Below are 18,277 nucleotides of genomic sequence, written 5' to 3' on the forward strand. Positions count from 1 at the left end.
TAAAAAGGGGGTCAATTTATATTTCTTACTATACACTTGATGTGTTTCAAGAAGGTTACAAACGAATTAAAATAAGATTAATTTAAATTAAGCATTTGTAACATTCTTATCTTTTAGATTCTCGATATAATGTTGTGCGGACTGAGCAGCGATACTTCCATCTCCTGTTGCCGTGACAATTTGGCGAAGCATTTTTTCACGTACATCCCCTGCTCCGAAAATACCTGGAATAGATGTTTCCATCTTTTCATTTGTCACGATATAACCATTTTCATTTAAAACCCCTAGATTATTAAATGGTTTCGTTAATGGTAACATTCCTACATAAACAAAAACCCCATCGGTTTCAAATTCTCTTTCAGAACCATCAACAGTCGAAACTAAAGTTACACTTGCTACTTTGCCATCTTTTCCATGAATCTCTTTTAGAGTCGTATTCCAAATAAAATCAATCTTCTCATTTGCAAAAGCACGATCCTGTAAGATTTTTTGTGCACGTAGCTCATCGCGACGGTGAACTATTGTTACTTTTTCGGCAAATTTAGTTAAAAATGCCCCTTCTTCAACAGCAGAATCTCCACCGCCTACAACAACTAGGTTTTTCCCTTTAAAGAATGCGCCATCACATACTGCACAATAACTTACTCCACGTCCACCAAGTTCAGTTTCTCCTGGAATACCCATTTTCTTATATTCAGCACCAGAAGAAATAATTACTGCTAATGCTTTATATTCTTTTCCACTAACTTTAACAGTTTTGTATTCATTACCATCGATTATTTCTGCAACATCACCGTATGCATACTCTGCTCCGAATTTTTTTGCATGCTCAAACATTTTTGTCGAAAGCTCTGGTCCCAAAATAGTTTCAAAACCTGGATAGTTTTCGACTTCTTCTGTATTCGCCATTTGTCCACCTGGTATTCCACGTTCAATCATTAATGTCGACAGATTTGCGCGTGATGTATAAACTGCAGCAGTCATTCCGGCAGGTCCAGCTCCGATTATTATTACGTCATAAATTTTTTCTTCCGTCATTGCTAATTCCCCCTACAATTCTACTAACACTCAATCTAAAGGAATTCTCAACTTACTTCAACTTTTTTGCTTAAGCATCAAAAAGCGGTAGAAATTGCATTAATTCATTCACATACTTTGTTAGTGTGTTAGTTGTTATTCCATACTGATCAGCATAATACTTTTTTGTCACATTTTTAGAACGTGAAGATTCAAACATATATTCCGTTGCAGCTGCCAACGCTTTAGGGTTTTTAAACCCATAACCTTTTTCAAGAGCTCGTTCAACTAACACGAACCACATTTGAAATATGTACGTAGCAGTCTGAGTAAGAGGTTTATATTTTTCATACAATAAATCAGTTGCAGCAATCGCTCGCATAAATGCTTTTTCAGCAACCGATTTTTCATCAAAAGAATGTCCTAATGATTGTGCCAAGAACAATTTTTCCATCGTCGTCAATTCTTCTACTTTAATCCATTGGGGATGAGATATTATTTCTTGGCGATGCTTTGATTTTCCCAGTAGATAAAAACCAAAAATGCGTTCACTTACATGTTTATTTTGAAGTTTTTCCAAAATAAATTCTCTTTGATGTTCTGAACCATCACTATTTATATCCTTCATCTGAGGCAACCAAGGTTCAAATCCTGCTTTTTCTGGATCTAACTTTAGTAAGGCTTTCCATGCATTTCGGGCAACTTCCTCATGTCCAGCAAAATATGCAGAATGCGAAAGCCAAAAATAAAACCCTGGATCTCCTTCGAAACCCTTACGCTGTAAACTTCTTAACCATTTATAAGCTTCGTCATACTTTCCGATTAACGCAAAAGTAGCCCCTAGCTTATATCGATGCTCCACAAAATAAGGATTTATTTTCGAAAGAATACTTGTAATTCCTTCTAATTCCTCCGTATTTTTTTCATAATAATGGATAACTGCCAAGTTACAAAGCGCATGAATATTCCCTCTATTTTCAGTTAATACCTGATGGAGCAAAGCTTTTGCTTGTTCCTCTTCCCCAATATAAAAATAAGCTAATGCTAAATTATTATACGCTGCCCAAAACTCTGGATTATCGGTAATAATCGATTCAAGTAATTCTACCGCTTCATTAAACTTTCCTTCTTCCATCAATCGGCGGGATTTTTCTTGTTGAAAAAGTGCTTCACTAGAAGGACTGTCGACATCTAGTAGCTCTAAGTTATCTTGTTCCGTAAAATCCACAATCTCCATTGCTTCTTCTGTATATTCACCTTGAATATCCATTTCTAAATATTCTCTAGCAAAACGATTTGCATCCACAAAGTTTCCTAAATGGGCATTTACTTCTGCAAGGAGAAAGACAATTTCTGGCTCTGTTGGGTTAAGCACATTAGCTTCTCTTAAAAGTTCATGTGCCTTATCGAAATTGTCTAATTCCATTTGTAGTATTGCGTATTGCAATAATATAGATGCGTCATTTGGACTTAACTCAACTGCTCTTTTCAAATATTTATGTGCTTTATTATATTGTTCTTTTTGAAGTTCACCTAATGCTTTTTTATAGTAGTAATCGCCAGTTGGCAAAAACGAAATAATATTTTCTTTTAAATCCTTTTTACGTTTTTTATTCAAGATAATCCTCCGAAAAATAATAAGGAACGTATATAACGTCCCTTATTAGTATATCCCTCAGTATATCATAAACATCTATTATTTATGTGTTTTATATTAATTACAAAAACTACTACTTGATGAATTTCGTAGATATTATCATAAGCGTCATCCCGGTCATGATTTACCTCGTGTGAACCAGAACCTGCACTAGAAGCGAATGGAATGTTTAGTTAAATGAGCTAACATGTATGTGAACGTAACGAAGAATGTGAGCGTTTGTAAACATCTGGTTACTTTTGTTTCTTACTCTCATGTCTCTTTTGTAGCACTTGTAGTAAATCGTAGAAGCTCACTTTTTGATTTTGTAATAAAACAAGTAAGTGATAAAGAAGATCTGCAGCTTCCCACTTTAATTCCTCTGCATCATTGTTTTTGGACGCAATGATGACTTCCGAAGATTCTTCTCCAACCTTTTTACAAATTTTATCTACGCCTTTTTCAAATAAATAAGTAGTGTATGCACCCTCTGGCATCGTTTGTTCTCTTTCCGCAATGATATCAATTAAGGATGTAATGACATTGTATCCAACCGTATCGTCCGGTTTTTCTAAAGTATTATGGAAGCAAGTATTTTCTCCAGTATGACAAGCAGGACCATTAGGCAACACTTCTACTACTAAAGCATCTGAATCGCAATCCGAACGAATAGAAACAACTTGTTGCGTATTACCGGAAGTTTCCCCTTTATGCCATAATTCTTGTCTACTTCTACTAAAGAACCAAGTTTCCTTTGTTTCCACTGTTTTTGAATATGCCTCTTCATTCATATAAGCAAGGGTTAAAACTTCTCTTGTAATAGCATGTTGAACAATAACTGGAATAAGACCCTTTTCATCAAATGTTAAGTTTGTCATTTTACATCTACTCCTCTTTCACGAACGTAGTTTTTTACTTCTCGTACACTAGTTTCTTTAAAATGAAAGATGGAAGCTGCTAGTGCAGCATCAGCATTTGCTTCTTTAAACGCTGCTAATATATGTTCCACATTCCCAGCTCCACCGCTAGCAATGACAGGAATCGATACAGCATCCTTCACAAGCTTTGTGATGGCAATATCATATCCATCCTTTTCTCCATCACGATCCATACTCGTAAGTAAAATTTCTCCTGCTCCACGTTGTTCTACTTCTTTGGCCCAGTCTACTGCGTTCCAATCTGTTTTCTGTTGACCCCCGTGAGTGTATACAAACCACTCTTGATCGGCATCAGACCATTTTACATCGATCGCTACAATGATTTTATTGGAACCAAATGTTTTTGCCCCCTCTGTAATTACAGATGGATTGCTAATTGCGGCAGAGTTAATGGAAATTTTACTTGCTCCAGCCTCTACTAATTGCTTCATATTTTCTACCGTTCTTATTCCCCCTCCAACAATTAAGGGAATAGAAATTTGAGAAGCCGTTTTTTTCACGACATCAATCATTGTTTCGCGTCCTTCAACAGAAGCAGAAATATCTAGAAATACTAGCTCATCTGCCCCTTCCTTATCATAAAAAGCTGCTAGCTCTACAGGATCTCCTGCATCTCTTAATTGAACAAATTGAATGCCTTTGACAACTCGTCCATCTTTCACATCTAGACAAGGAATAATTTTCTTTACCACTTTGTAACCTCCTGCAATGCTTCCGTTAGAGTAAAGCGATTATTGTATAACGCTTTACCTGTAATGACCCCGCTCACGGTTGTATCTTTTGCAAGCATTGCGACTTCTCCAAGATCTTTAAGCGAACTTATACCTCCCGAAACAATTACTGAAAGACCTGTTGCCTGTGCAAGCTCTTTGTTTGCAGCTAAATTTGGTCCTAGAAGTGTTCCATCTGTTGCAATATCAGTGAAAATCACATGTTTAGCCCCTTTAGAAGCAAAATACTGTCCTACTTCCACAGCAGATTTAGAAGAGGTTTCTAGCCATCCGTGTGTTGCTACCATTCCATCTTTTGCATCTAAGCCTATTACAATTCTGTCTCCACCGAATTCTTCCAGTAATTCCGCTACTAGTTCAGGTTGTGCAATCGCTAGACTACCAATAATGACACGGTTAACCCCTTTTTCTAAATAAAATTGAACATCCTCTTTCGATCGAATCCCTCCGCCAATTTGAACACTCACAGGGAGTTCTTTTGCAATCCGAATGACTTCATTAGCATGTATCTTTTCGCCATCCTTCGCACCATCTAAATCTACCAGATGAATCCAGCTTGCTCCTTCGTCTGCAAAATTTTTAGCCATATCGAATGGAGAATCTCCATATATAGTTTCTTGCTCATAATCCCCTTGATATAAGCGGACACATTTTCCGCCTTTCATATCAATCGCTGGGTACACTTGAATGGATGTCATGCTCATATCTCCTTTTTAGGCGCCTTGCGCTATTCTTATGTAAGTAATCCTTTTGTGGAAGGAACGCCTTTTACACGCTCATCCTTTGTGATTGCGTCGTCAATGGCACGAGCTAGTGCTTTAAAGATTGCTTCAATTATATGATGAGTATTTGCACCATAGTGGACAATGACATGGACATTCATACGTGCTTCCAATGCAAACTTCCATAAGAACTCATGCACAAGCTCTGTATCAAAATTTCCGACTTTTTGTGTTGGGAATTGTGCACGGAATTCTAAATGCGGACGGTTGGAGATATCAATTACTACTTGTGCCAAAGCATCATCCATTGGAACAAAAGCATTTCCGTATCGTTTAATACTTTTTTTATCACCTAATGCTTCTTTTACCGCCTGGCCCAGTACAATTCCAATATCCTCTGTCGTATGGTGATCATCAATATGTGTATCGCCAATCGCTTTTATAGTTGTATTGAATAGCCCGTGTTTTGTAAACAAATCAAGCATATGATCCATAAAAGGAACACCAGTATCAATTACTGCTTTTCCTTCTCCATCTAAATCTATTTCAACAAAAACTTTTGTTTCATTCGTCATTCGCTCAATTTTAGCAATTCTATTATTCGTCAATTTGAATCCCCCTTTTTCCAACTTCTTGATTCTACCGATCGTGCATGACCTTCCAATTGCTCCAGTCTTGCTAAACGAGCAATTTTAGGGTATTGCTCCTGCCACATTTCCTCTGAATAATATACAACGCTTGTTTTCTTAATAAAATCATCTACGCATAGCCCACTAGAGAATCTCGCAGTACTATTAGTAGGAAGTACATGGTTCGTTCCGACAAAATAATCACCAACGGGCTCACTACTAAATCTTCCAACAAATATTGCACCAGCATGCTTAATTTGGTCACTTATAGCTTCTGGATGTTGCGTCATTATTTCTAAATGCTCCGGAGCAAGCTCGTTAACAGCATCTACCGCCTGAGCCAATGATTCTGCAATATATATACGACCAAAATTTTCGATAGACGCTCTTGCAATTTCTTCTCGAGGTAATTGTTTTAACTGTATTTCTACTTCATCCGCCACTTCTCTTGCAAGTTTTTCACTAGTTGTAACTAAAACCGCACTGGCAAATCGGTCATGCTCCGCTTGTGCTAACAAATCAGAAGCTACTTCATCTGCAAAAGCTGTCTCATCGGCAATAATCGCTATTTCACTCGGTCCTGCAATCATATCAATCGCTACTTTTCCGAATACTTCTCTTTTTGCAAGTGCAACATAACTGTTCCCTGGGCCAGTAATTTTATCTACCGCTTGGATGCTTTCCGTTCCATATGCAAGAGCAGCAATTGCTTGAGCTCCACCGACCTTATATATTTCCTTTATCCCAGCTATCTTTGCAGCAACTAGTACAGAAGCAGGAAGCTTCCCTTCTTTTGATGGCGGTGAAACGATTACCACTCGTTTGACTCCTGCAACAATCGCTGGTATCGCATTCATTAAAACAGATGATGGATAAGCAGCAGTTCCACCAGGTACATATAATCCAACTGCATCTAATGGTGTAATTTTATATTGTATATAAGATTTCTTCTCTAACGGAAAGTCAATATTTTGACGGACTTGTTGCAAATGGAAGGCACGAATATTTACTGCTGCTTCCTCTAAATCTGTTATTAACTGAGAATCAAAACTAGCAAACGCTTCCTCAACCTCTTCTTCAGTTACTCTTAGGTTCGTAAGCTTTGCCCCGTCCCATTTCTCGGTATAGTTAAATAGAGCTTTGTCTCCATTCTTCCGGACCTGTTCAATTACTTCACGAACTGTAGTTACATGATCTGCATTCGCCTGTTCCACTGATCGTTGTAGCGAAATTGTATTCGAAAGCTTTGCTATTTGCATAACATTCCCTACCTTTTATTTAATTCATTTTTTAATTGTGCAACGAACTCTTTAATTCTTTCCCGTTTTACTCGATAGCTAACGGGATTAACAATTAATCGAGAAGAGATGTCGACAATTTTTTCATATTCTACGAGCCCATTTTCTTTTAACGTTTGACCAGTAGATACTATATCCACAATTCGATCTGCTAAACCTATCATTGGAGCTAACTCAATAGAACCATTAAGCTCAATAATTTCCACTTGCTCCCCTTTTTCTTTATAAAAGTTCGTTGCTATTGTTGGGTATTTCGTGGCTACTCTCGGAGCAATCTCGTTCATATGAGTGCTAGGAAGTCCTGCAGTTGCTATATAGCAATTACTTATATATAAATCAAGCAATTCGTGGACATCTCGTTGTTGTTCTAATAGTACATCTTTTCCAGCAATTCCGATGTCTGCAACCCCATGCTCCACATAAACCGGGACATCCATTGGTTTTGCTAATATAAATTTTATATTTTCCTTAGGCGCTTCTACGATCAACTTTCTAGAATCATTTATTTCTTTCGGTAAATTGAATCCTGCTTCTACAAATAATTTATATGCTTCTTCAAATATGCGTCCTTTTGGCATTGCAATTGTTAAATCATTCACGTAAAGAACCACCTTCTGAGACAGTAATAACATCATCAAATGTCTTTTTATAGGCATCTATATCATTTACACTTGCCATATATTGAAGCGTTACTCTTTCTGCTTTTTTTCTTCTTTCTTCTGCAAGTTCACTAGCTTTTCTATAAAGTCCCTCTTGAAATAAGATCAACGTATGCTTTTCTTTAAGCTCATTTCTAGGCAGTACCTCTAAAAGTCTATCTACTCTAATCCCAAACCCAGTAGCACCAACTTTTTCATTAAAAAGATTAAATAATGCATCGTATCTTCCACCATTACCAATAGGAAAGCCACTTCCTGCAGCATGAATCTCAAAAAGCATACCCGTGTAATAACTCATGTGACTTGCTAGTGTAAAATCAAAGGATGCAATGGAAGTGTCGCATAATTGTAATTCTAGTAAATCTCGAAGTTGATCTACTTGATCCATCAAGTACTGTTGATCATTTGTTAAAAATTGTCGAAACTCCTCTAATGCTTTAGATTCGACCGTATACTCAATCAAGTTCGTAAGATTCACTTTTTGTATTTGTTGTAACTCTAGCTCCTCTAACTTTTGTTCAAAGCCTACAAAATTCTTTTCAACTAATAGTTGTCGCAAGGAATCTACTTGTTTGTCTGTATGAGTATTATTCCTTAAAATTGCAGTTAACAATCCTGCGTGTCCAATAGTAATACGAAAGCTCTCCACACCAAGTTCTTTCACAAGTTCAACTGCTGTATGTATGATTTCGCTATCTCCATATGCACTAAAATCACCGATTAACTCAAGCCCTAATTGTTCAAATTCTGCAGGTCTACCACCTTCTCTTTGTTGAGCGCGAAATACATTAGCATAGTAAGCCAATCGTAGTGGATTTTTTTCCTTTAATAGTTTAGCAGCCGCGATTCTCGCAATCGGAGTCGTCATATCTGGCCGTAATACAAGCATTTCCCCTTGATTGTCTACTAATTTAAAAAGAGAGGATTCATCAATGGCAGATGCTCTTCCTATCGTCTCAAAATACTCCACTGATGGCGTTTTTATAAAGTCATATCCTTTGTTTCGTATAAAATCTCTCGCAGTTGACCGTATATATTCTTTTTGTTCATTCACTTCAGGAAATGAATCTCTCATCCCTAAAGGTTTCTCAAACATTTGAATCTTACTCATGTAGTTCACTCCTAAATTCACTTTAATACACTAGAGTACTAATACGATAAATTATTTTAAATTTTATCTTATTTTTATCCTTTCGTCAACATACGAGAGCCTTTTTATATATAAAAAAAAGCCATTCAACTAGAGCTTACTGTCTAATTAGAATAGCTTTTCTATATCATCTATTGCGTTCCAACATTTCTTCTTTTGTATAAATAATCCGCATAGGATTTCCTCCAACAAAGCAACCTTCTGGCACATCACTATTTACAAGCGTCGCAGCCGATACGATGGCATCATCACCAATTGTCACACCAGGCAAAATCGTCGAATTGGCACCAATCAACACTCGATTGCCAATATTAACATCACCAATACGATATTCGTCTATTAAATATTCATGTGCTAAAATCGTCGTATTATACCCAATGATAGAGTTATCACCAACTTTAATTCGCTCCGGAAACATTACATCTACCATAACCATTAATGCAAAAGATGTTTCATTACCAACTTTCATCTTTAAAAAAGTGCGATAAAAGAAGTTTTTCCAACTTAAAAATGGTGAATACCTAGCTGCTTGGATAAAAATAAAATTTTTAACAACTTTCCAAAATGGGACAGTATCGTACACATGCCACAAGGAATTTGCTCCACTCACAGGATACCTTTCAGTCTTTCTCATACTGTTTGCCCCTTTGCAATTATAAGCAAATCATTTATATGATGTAACATATAGGTAGGTAGAAAAGTAGCTAAAAAGGCTTCTCCTTTTAAGGACCATGCAACTGCTGCAGTATCAACTCCAGCCCTCTGTCCTCCAACTATGTCATGTAAATTGTCACCAATCATCAGTGCATCCTCTTTTTTTACATTTAGTCTCTTAAGGGCCAGTTCAATTGGTTCAGGATCTGGTTTTGGCTGTTTAACATCATCTATACCTACAATTGTGTCGAATAGATTTTCACATTGCATCAGCTTAATGCCTTTATCTATCATAACTCGTCTTTTTGTCGACACGACAGCTAATTTGTAACCTTTCTCTTTCAACTTATATAGTGTATCTACAACTCCATCAAAAGGAACAGCCATTTGATCATGCATTTGTATATTCCATGATCTGTACGCTTCAACAAGTGCTTCCGTTAAATTAGGGTCAATTGTATTAAAAGTTTCTGCTAAAGGTGGCCCTAAAAAAGGCAAAACACTATCTCTATTATATTTCCCAGGAAATTTATCTCCTAAAACATGTAAAAAAGTTTCTATGATAAGTTCATTTGTATTTAGTAGTGTTCCATCAAAATCGAATAGTAAGGCTTTATAAGGACTTCTCATGATGGTGTTGCCACTTCCTTTTGTTTTGTCTGCTCCGCCTTATTCCATAAGTATGCAACAATGATCGTCAAGACAAATGCTGTCATAATTCGAAACAAAAATAATGGTAGTATCGGAATTCCTAAAGGAATAAAGATTAATGTATCCTCAATCACAGCATGACAAGCAACTAAGAAGATAAATGCAATTGTTGCATCTTTTTTACTTACACCATCTTCTTTTACAGCTTGAATCATTACACCTGCTCCAATTGCTAATCCCATAACTAATCCAATAACTAAAGTTAGTGAGGCATTTGGTTTTAAGCCAATTATTTTTGTGAAAGGACCTATCACTTCTGAGAATTTTTGTAAATAACCCTTTTCCTTTAAAAACTGAATAATAACCATTAACGGTATGACAATTATCGCCAATTGTAAGACACCAAAAGTCGCTTTTTGTATACCTAAAATCACTATTTCTAACCAGCCATCTGGTATTTGCTGAGTAGCAGTTGTTATGCCATATTTAGCGATTTCTCCGCCTCCCTGCCATACCAAATTAATAATGACAGCAGAGAGAATCGCTAATCCAAATCGAACAACTAATACAATCCACAGCTTTACTCCCACCCGAAGAGCTACACCCGTTTCGATAAAAATATTGTGGGAGAAAGAAAGCATTGTGGCTAATATAAATACTTCTTTTACAGTAAGTTCTAATGAAAGAATCCCACCAATTGCAGCATATAGATTAAGACCATTTCCCAAAACTAAAGGGATTGCTGCCTCTCCTCGTAAACCAATAAGCTCCATAAATGGAGAAATAACCTGGATAATCCAAGGGAAAATAGGTGTGTATTGCAATATGACTACAAATAATGTGATAGGAAATATTATTTTACTCAAAGTCCAAGTAGTTTTAAGCCCAGCTAAAAAACCCCTTTTTAAAGTTTCCAATCCTCTTCCTTCTTTCCTTACTTATCTAAATAATGCACCACAGGCTTAACAGTAATTCTTCTATAAACAAGTAAAATTAATGCTATGATAATACCTAGTAGTGAAACGACTTGAGCAGTTCTCAAATCTCCAATTAAATAAAGGCTATCCGTTCTCATACCCTCAATAAAGAAACGACCTACAGAATACCAGATGATATATAATAAGAATATTTCTCCACGACGTAAATTTACTTTGCGAAGTGAAATTAATATAATAACTCCTATAATGTTCCAGACGGATTCATATAAAAATGTCGGATGATAATATTTACCATCTATGTACATTTGCTCTATTATCCAGTTAGGTAGCATCAAGTTTTCTAAAAATGTTCTTGTTACTTCTCCTCCATGTGCCTCTTGATTCATAAAGTTACCCCAACGTCCAACTGCTTGACCTATTAATAAACTAGGAGCTACAACGTCTGTAAGCTTCCAAAAAGAGGTGCCTCTTTTTTTCGTAAAAAAATAAGCAGTTAAAAAAGAAGCAATTAAAGCGCCATGAATTGCTATACCACCATTCCAAATTTGAATGATTTTTTCTGGATTTTGACTATAAAAATCCCATTTAAATATTACATAGTATATTCTTGCCCCCACAATTGCTAAAGGTACAGCCCAAATCAATAAATCCGTTAAGTACTCTGGATGAAAACCACGCTTCACCATTTCACGCTGTGCTACTATAAACGCTAGTATAATTCCCAATGCAATAATCACTCCGTACCATCTTACTTCCAACGGTCCGAGTGAAAAAGCTACTGGATCAATAGCTTGTAATAAATTCATATGAAACTCCTTTCAATCGTTTAATTAATATTCATTTTCTCCATTTTGGCTAATTACATCATCTAATCGTTTCGCAAAATCTTCTGCAGCATTGACACCCATTCGTTTTAAACGGTGGTTCATCGCCGCTACTTCAATTATTACTGCCAAGTTTCGACCTGGTCGAACTGGTACGGTCAGCTTTGTAATAGCTGTATCAAATATTTCCATTTTGTCTTCTTCAAGTCCAAGTCGCTCATACGTTTTTTCAGCATCCCATAAATCTAATTCAATTACTAATGTAATACGTTTATATGTACGAATTGCACTAGCCCCGAACATAGTCATAATATCAATAATGCCTATACCTCGTATTTCTAGAAGATGCTCAATTAATTTTGGTGCACTACCAACTAGCGTATCTTCACTTTCTTGTCTAATTTCCACACAATCATCCGCAACTAATCGGTGCCCTCTCTTCACAAGCTCAAGTGCTGTCTCACTTTTCCCAACACCACTTTTACCAGTGATCAACACGCCGACTCCGTATATATCAACTAATACGCCGTGAACTGCTGTAGTTGGTGCAAGCATGCTTTCTAAGAAGTTAGTAAGTATACTCGAAAATCGAGTTGTCGCCATACTAGTCGTTAGTACAGGAACAGAATTTTTATTGGAAGCTACTATTAATTCTTCGGGAACTTCCATACCATGTGAAACGATGATTGCAGGTGTATCAGGAGCACAAAGTTTCCTCATACGCTCTTCTTTTTCATTTGGTTCTAATAACTGAAAAAAGGAAACTTCTGTTTTTCCTAATAGTTGAACGCGATTAGATGGGTAATGTGTAAAATAACCTGCTATTTCAATTCCAGGTCTTGATATATCACTTAATGCAATATGCCGCCCCATACCTTCTTCTCCACTAATTAATGTGAGGTTAAACTTTTCTTTTACGTCCTTTGTCGTCACATGTGGCATATATTGAGTCCCCTTTCTCGCTACTATTTCTCACATAGTTCTTATTTTAGCATGATTACTCTATTTAATAGTATCCATTTATCTTTTCATCTTCTATTTATTAAAAGAAGGGAGACATTTTAATGTTAAAAATCATGCTAGATGCAGGACATGGGCCAGAAACACTCGGAAAACGCACACCAGATGGGAAAATGAAGGAATTCGAATTTAATAATGCAGTTGTAGGGTTCTTAAAGGATGAATTAAAGAATTGTGGGGTGATTGTTTTAGTAAGTCATCCTGGTAATTTAGATATTCCCCTTTATGAAAGGACAACACTTGCCAATAAACTGGGAGTGGACGCATTTATTTCTATACATGCTAATGCGTTTGGATCTACATGGAATAACACAAGCGGCATTGAAACATTTACGTATTCAAAAGCTTCCGCACAATCTAAGTTACTCGCAAAGTCTATTCAGGAGGCTTTATGTTCTATTACAAAAGGTAAAAACCGTGGAGTAAAACAAGCTGATTTTGCAGTACTACGCGATACAAAAATGCCAGCAGTATTAATCGAATGTGGTTTTATGACAAATAAAATAGAAGCAGCCTTACTTCAATCTAGGACATATAGAATACTTTGCGCAAAAGCAATCGCCTATGCAATTCTTCGTTGGAAATAAAGTTCCTCAATGTGATTTCATAAAAGTATGTAAACGACAAGTTGTTCACATATTCGATTCTTATTTTGGACCCGTTCATATCCGTTCCAGGTGGACGCGTTCCGCCGGCATGGCTTCAGCCGCTTCCCTTGCTCCTGCGCAAGCTCGTCGCAAAAATTAATTTCGCTACGCTCAGTCCAGGGTCTTCAGCTCATGCACCTGACGCTTTGCTTTCGGTGCAGAATACATTTGCTATTCCGGCTGGAGTCGCCGCCTTCCACTCCAATTATCTATTATCCGCACTTCAATTAGAAAACCATCATGCCATTAATAGAGCAAGTTTTTATCACTTATGTTCTTTCAATTAGTATTTATAGAAAATCGTTGAAAAAGGCGACACTCCTGCGGCAACGATTGCATGACCAACATCGTGTTGGCCTTGGAGGCTAAGGTAACTCCCGCGGAAAGGGAGCCGTTTCAACTATATTCTTATTTATCGGACGACTAGTAACGTCAAATTCTATAGACTTTTTCAGTGCCATCGCTACGCTACTTCATGGTCTCGATTGACTCGCTTTTCCCGTAGGAGTTGAGCGGATGCTTCTCCAAACCAATAAAATGGACAAAAAATCAAAATACTAAACTATACCAATTAACCAACTACCTTTTGTCTACTTATATCACGGTACTAAAACAAGACAGATTATAAGCAAAAAAAAGCTGACGGAAGAAATGAATTCTTCTGTCAGCTTTTTCTTTTATTCACCTTCTACTGTATAGCGTACAAGGATTGTTCCTGTTTTTGCATCTCCATATACTCTGAGCGGATCTGCTTCGGAGTCTACTATTTTCGTAAAACCAACTTTCTTATTTAACAATTGCTCTGATTGGTTCAATTGCGTCACATCTAAAAGTTGGACATCTATTTTTCCTAATTGAGAAGTAACTTCTCCTTTTAAAGACACATCTTTTCTAACATATAATTCGACAGTACCTGCAACTGCAGAACCTTCGATTTTACGTGCATCCTTATCCTTCGTTGTTAAAATAACATGTCCACTGACAGAAGAACCTTCGAGCTCCTTCAATTTTCCGTCTACATAAATACGGCCATTTATTGTTTCGACCTCTACTGATTCACCCTCGATGTTTTGAACTTGTACGGAACCATTTACTGTTTCAATATCTGCTTTACCAATCTGTATAGCGTCAAGATTTACTTTTCCGTTAGTCGTTTTCACTTTAAGTGTTTTTACTTCAAGACTCTTCGCACTAAATTCTCCATTAAATAAACGTGCCGAAATATCATTGTAAGTTTTTTTAGGTACAAATAAGGAAATTTGAACAGAAGTCGTTTTCATATCACTATATATACGTAATTTATTTCCTTCTGTCTTAAACAGAAAATCGTTCTGAAAACGATTTTTGGCTTCTTCCTCTGAAGAGTTCTTATAAGACTTAACGGTCACGTCCGCATGTGTAGTTTCTTCTTCTGTTGGGTAAATATCGATTTTACCATTCGCAATATCAATGGATATATCATCGAACTGAGCTTGTTCAAGCACTAATTTTTCTTGAAATACAACAGGTTCACCGAAAGGCATTTCAAAATCAATATCTTTAATTTTTTCAACTGTTCCTTGCATGAACTGCATGAAACGTTCTCCCATTAAGTTAAAATCTCTCTTTAAATCTTCAAAGAAATCGGTATTTTGTTGTTTTTGCTGCGATCTACTATGTTCATAACCCTGATGTTGAGATTCTGCTTTTACTTCTGGAGCTGATTGTTTGCCAAGTACCTCTAAAAGCCCTAAAGCTTCCTGGGCAGTGATAGTACCATTTTCAACCATATCTAAAATACGTTTACGTTCTTCTTGCATTGTGAATGGCCTCCTTTTAAGTTAAAAGTCTGTACTCTACCTAATACGATTCAGGGAAAAAAAGGTTTCAATTGGATTTAACAGTCTCTTTTTTCTTTTTAGATGCCTTGGATACTACTTCATCCATTCTTTTTCGATCACGTTCCAAGATTGTCTTTAAATATTTACCTGTGTAGGATCCTTTAGTTTCCGCAATTTTTTCTGGAGTACCAACACCTATTATAGTCCCTCCTTTATCTCCACCTTCTGGTCCTATATCAATCATATAGTCTGCAGTTTTAATAACATCCAAATTATGTTCAATAAGAAGTACAGTATCACCATTTTCTACTAAACGTTGAAGGACCTCTAGAAGATGGGCGATATCATCGATATGTAACCCAGTCGTAGGTTCATCCAATATATAAAACGACTTTCCGTTGGACCGTTTATGCAATTCGGAAGCAAGCTTTACTCGTTGTGCTTCTCCACCGGATAATGTTGTTGCTGGTTGACCTAATTTCATATAACCAAGGCCTACGTCTACAATGGTACGTAGCTTACGGCTAATCTTTGGATGATTTTCAAAAAATGCTAAAGCATCTTCTACTGTCATTTCCAATACATCTGCTATATTTTTCCCTTTGTAATGTACTTCTAATGTTTCACGGTTATAGCGTTTTCCATGACATACCTCACAAGGTACATATACATCAGGTAAAAAGTGCATTTCAATCTTGATAATTCCGTCTCCACGACAGGCTTCACAACGTCCACCTTTTACGTTAAAACTAAATCTACCTTTTTTATATCCTCTAACTTTCGCTTCATTAGTAGCTGCATATAAATCTCGCATATCATCAAATACCCCAGTATAAGTAGCAGGATTTGACCTTGGTGTACGTCCGATTGGCGACTGATCAATATCAATCACTTTCTCCAATTGTTCAATTCCTTCTATACTCTTATTAGCCCCTGGCTTCACTTTGGAGCGATTAATCTTTTGCGCTAATGATTTATAAAGAATTTCATTCACTAGCGTACTTTTTCCTGAACCTGATACGCCTGTTACAGCTACAAATACGCCTAATGGAATATCCACATTTACATTTTTTAAGTTATTTTCAGAAGCGCCTTTAATTTTGATGTATCGTCCATCTGGCTTTCTTCTTTCTGTTGGTAAAGGGATAAATTTCTTCCCACTTAAATATTGACCTGTTAGTGATTTATTGTTTTTCATTACTTGTTCTGGTGTTCCTGCGGCTACTATTTCTCCACCATGGATTCCAGCGCCAGGACCAACATCGATTAAATAATCAGCAGCCATCATAGTATCTTCGTCATGCTCAACTACAATAAGCGTATTACCAATATCACGCATATTTTTTAATGTCTCTATTAAGCGGTCGTTATCTCGCTGATGCAAACCAATAGAAGGCTCATCCAATATATATAAAACTCCTGTTAGTCTAGATCCTATTTGTGTTGCAAGACGAATTCGTTGTGCTTCTCCACCAGATAATGTACCTGATGCGCGATTTAATGTTAAATAATCGAGTCCTACATTTTCTAGAAATCCTAGACGCTCATTAATTTCTCTTAAGACTAATTTCGCAATTTGCATATCCTTTTCAGATAAAGTTAACTCGTTGAAAAATTTGTTTGCTTCTTCAATAGAAAACTCTGTTAGTTGACCGATATGTAAGGAATTCACTTTTACAGCAAGCGTTTCTTCCTTTAAACGATATCCCTTACATGTAGGACAATCATGTTGTCCCATGTACTTTTCCATTTGCTCTCGAATATAGTCAGAAGATGTATCCTTGTAACGTCTTTCAATATTAGCCAAGACACCTTCAAATTGAATCGAACTGTCTCTCACTTGTCCAAATTCATTTTCATATCGAAAACGAATTTTATCTGTACCAGAGCCGTACATTATTTTATTCCACTGGTCTATCGGTAATTTTTCTACCGGTACATTCATTTTAATTTTGTAATGTTTACATACCGCTTCCAATAATTTTGGGTAGTACTGTGAACTCGTCGGCTGCCAAGCAACGATAGCCCCCTCGCTTAATGTGAGACTTTTATCGGGTACTACTAAATCAGGATCCACTTCCAATTTTGTCCCTAAACCATCACAGTCAGGACATGCCCCAAAAGGATTGTTGAATGAAAACATACGAGGCTCTAACTCGCCAATTGAAAATCCACAGATTGGACATGCATGGTGCTCACTAAATAATACTTCCTCGTGCTCCATCACATCAATCAGTACTCTACCGTCAGCCAATCGAAGGGCTGATTCAAGCGAATCACTCAAGCGAGCAGCAACGCCTTCTTTCATTACGATACGGTCGATTACAACTTCAATATTATGCTTTTTATTTTTATCTAAATTAATGTCATCATCTAAATCGATTAACTCTCCATCTATTCTCACCCGTACATAACCTTGTTTTTTCATATCCTCCAACAGTTTTACATGCGTACCTTTTCTGCCAGATACAATTGGAGCCAATACTTGCATACGTGTTTTTTCCGGGTATTCGCTCAGACGATCGACCATTTGTTCAATCGTTTGGGAACTAATTTCTATTCCATGGTTAGGACAGATTGGCTTTCCCACACGAGCATACAATAGTCGCATATAATCATATATTTCTGTAACAGTAGCAACGGTAGATCGTGGGTTTTTACTTGTTGTCTTCTGATCTATTGAAATAGCTGGTGATAGTCCCTCTATCACGTCTACATCTGGTTTATCCATTTGGCCTAAAAACTGGCGTGCATATGCAGATAGTGACTCTACATAACGTCTTTGACCTTCCGCATAAATCGTATCGAATGCTAAAGAGGACTTTCCGGAGCCAGACAAGCCTGTCATTACAACAAGCTTATCTCTCGGAATTTTTAGACTTATATTTTTTAAGTTATTTGCTCTGGCACCTTGTATAATAATTTCTTGGTTTCTCACACTCT

Annotated in this window: 17 protein-coding genes; 1 reads left to right on the forward strand and 16 read right to left on the reverse strand. The window is 36.8% G+C overall.

Annotated features, from left to right (window positions below):
• Nucleotides 1-87: 87 nt before the first annotated feature.
• The 14 genes from trxB to hprK all read right to left on the reverse strand — a co-directional run bounded on the left by trxB (nt 88) and on the right by hprK (nt 12,789).
• The gene (gene trxB, locus P2Q73_RS01490; protein ID WP_275783156.1) at nt 88-1,038 is read right to left on the reverse strand and encodes a thioredoxin-disulfide reductase; all 951 of its coding nucleotides are present in this window, start codon (nt 1,036-1,038) and stop codon (nt 88-90) included.
• A gap of 70 nt (nt 1,039-1,108) precedes the next feature.
• Nucleotides 1,109-2,635, reverse strand: coding sequence for a tetratricopeptide repeat protein (locus tag P2Q73_RS01495; protein WP_275783158.1), 1,527 nt, complete (start codon nt 2,633-2,635; stop codon nt 1,109-1,111).
• A gap of 272 nt (nt 2,636-2,907) precedes the next feature.
• Entirely contained in the window at nt 2,908-3,531 is a 624-nt protein-coding gene (hisIE, locus tag P2Q73_RS01500; RefSeq protein ID WP_275783160.1) for a bifunctional phosphoribosyl-AMP cyclohydrolase/phosphoribosyl-ATP diphosphatase HisIE, read from the reverse strand.
• Complete coding sequence (gene hisF / locus P2Q73_RS01505; RefSeq protein WP_275783162.1) at nt 3,528-4,283, reverse strand: imidazole glycerol phosphate synthase subunit HisF; 756 nt, start codon at nt 4,281-4,283, stop codon at nt 3,528-3,530. The genes hisIE and hisF overlap by 4 nt, the downstream gene beginning before the upstream one ends.
• The gene (gene hisA / locus P2Q73_RS01510; RefSeq protein ID WP_275783165.1) at nt 4,277-5,020 is read right to left on the reverse strand and encodes a 1-(5-phosphoribosyl)-5-[(5-phosphoribosylamino)methylideneamino]imidazole-4-carboxamide isomerase; all 744 of its coding nucleotides are present in this window, start codon (nt 5,018-5,020) and stop codon (nt 4,277-4,279) included. Before hisA ends, hisF begins: the two co-directional genes overlap by 7 nt.
• Nucleotides 5,021-5,055: 35 nt before the next feature.
• Nucleotides 5,056-5,652: an imidazoleglycerol-phosphate dehydratase HisB gene (hisB, locus tag P2Q73_RS01515; RefSeq protein ID WP_275783167.1), complete on the reverse strand. Its 597-nt coding sequence runs from the start codon at nt 5,650-5,652 to the stop codon at nt 5,056-5,058.
• Nucleotides 5,649-6,932: a histidinol dehydrogenase gene (gene hisD, locus P2Q73_RS01520; RefSeq protein WP_275783170.1), complete on the reverse strand. Its 1,284-nt coding sequence runs from the start codon at nt 6,930-6,932 to the stop codon at nt 5,649-5,651. The genes hisB and hisD overlap by 4 nt, the downstream gene beginning before the upstream one ends.
• Before the next feature lie 8 nt (nt 6,933-6,940).
• Nucleotides 6,941-7,570, reverse strand: a complete 630-nt coding sequence (gene hisG, locus P2Q73_RS01525) for an ATP phosphoribosyltransferase (RefSeq protein ID WP_275783173.1) — start codon at nt 7,568-7,570, stop codon at nt 6,941-6,943.
• Nucleotides 7,563-8,741 (reverse strand): ATP phosphoribosyltransferase regulatory subunit, encoded by a 1,179-nt coding sequence (locus tag P2Q73_RS01530; RefSeq protein ID WP_275783176.1) that lies wholly within the window; start codon nt 8,739-8,741, stop codon nt 7,563-7,565. The genes hisG and P2Q73_RS01530 overlap by 8 nt, the downstream gene beginning before the upstream one ends.
• 166 nt (nt 8,742-8,907) lie before the next feature.
• A complete protein-coding gene (locus P2Q73_RS01535) occupies nt 8,908-9,414 on the reverse strand; it encodes an acyltransferase (protein WP_275783178.1) in 507 nt (168 codons plus the stop codon).
• Nucleotides 9,411-10,064: a pyrophosphatase PpaX gene (gene ppaX / locus P2Q73_RS01540; protein ID WP_275783180.1), complete on the reverse strand. Its 654-nt coding sequence runs from the start codon at nt 10,062-10,064 to the stop codon at nt 9,411-9,413. Before ppaX ends, P2Q73_RS01535 begins: the two co-directional genes overlap by 4 nt.
• Complete coding sequence (locus P2Q73_RS01545; RefSeq protein WP_275783183.1) at nt 10,061-11,002, reverse strand: nucleoside recognition domain-containing protein; 942 nt, start codon at nt 11,000-11,002, stop codon at nt 10,061-10,063. The genes ppaX and P2Q73_RS01545 overlap by 4 nt, the downstream gene beginning before the upstream one ends.
• A 17-nt stretch (nt 11,003-11,019) precedes the next feature.
• Nucleotides 11,020-11,829 carry a prolipoprotein diacylglyceryl transferase gene (gene lgt / locus P2Q73_RS01550; RefSeq protein WP_056832571.1) on the reverse strand — a complete coding sequence of 270 codons (810 nt, stop codon included), beginning with the start codon at nt 11,827-11,829 and terminating at the stop codon, nt 11,020-11,022.
• Nucleotides 11,830-11,853: 24 nt separating this feature from the next.
• Nucleotides 11,854-12,789: an HPr(Ser) kinase/phosphatase gene (gene hprK / locus P2Q73_RS01555; RefSeq protein ID WP_275783188.1), complete on the reverse strand. Its 936-nt coding sequence runs from the start codon at nt 12,787-12,789 to the stop codon at nt 11,854-11,856.
• Nucleotides 12,790-12,911: 122 nt separating this feature from the next.
• Between hprK and P2Q73_RS01560 the strand changes: the two genes are divergently transcribed.
• Nucleotides 12,912-13,454, forward strand: a complete 543-nt coding sequence (locus tag P2Q73_RS01560) for an N-acetylmuramoyl-L-alanine amidase family protein (RefSeq protein WP_275783191.1) — start codon at nt 12,912-12,914, stop codon at nt 13,452-13,454.
• A gap of 737 nt (nt 13,455-14,191) precedes the next feature.
• Here P2Q73_RS01560 and P2Q73_RS01565 read toward each other — a convergent pair.
• Both P2Q73_RS01565 and uvrA read right to left on the reverse strand, forming a co-directional pair.
• Nucleotides 14,192-15,313, reverse strand: a complete 1,122-nt coding sequence (locus P2Q73_RS01565) for a DUF4097 family beta strand repeat-containing protein (RefSeq protein WP_275783194.1) — start codon at nt 15,311-15,313, stop codon at nt 14,192-14,194.
• A 67-nt stretch (nt 15,314-15,380) separates the two neighbouring features.
• Entirely contained in the window at nt 15,381-18,272 is a 2,892-nt protein-coding gene (gene uvrA / locus P2Q73_RS01570) for an excinuclease ABC subunit UvrA (RefSeq protein WP_056832565.1), read from the reverse strand.
• Nucleotides 18,273-18,277 lie beyond the last annotated feature (5 nt).

Origin of the sequence: Bacillus sp. Cr_A10, assembly GCF_029222665.1 — a bacterium.
In the GTDB taxonomy this organism is placed as follows: domain Bacteria; phylum Bacillota; class Bacilli; order Bacillales_A; family Planococcaceae; genus Psychrobacillus.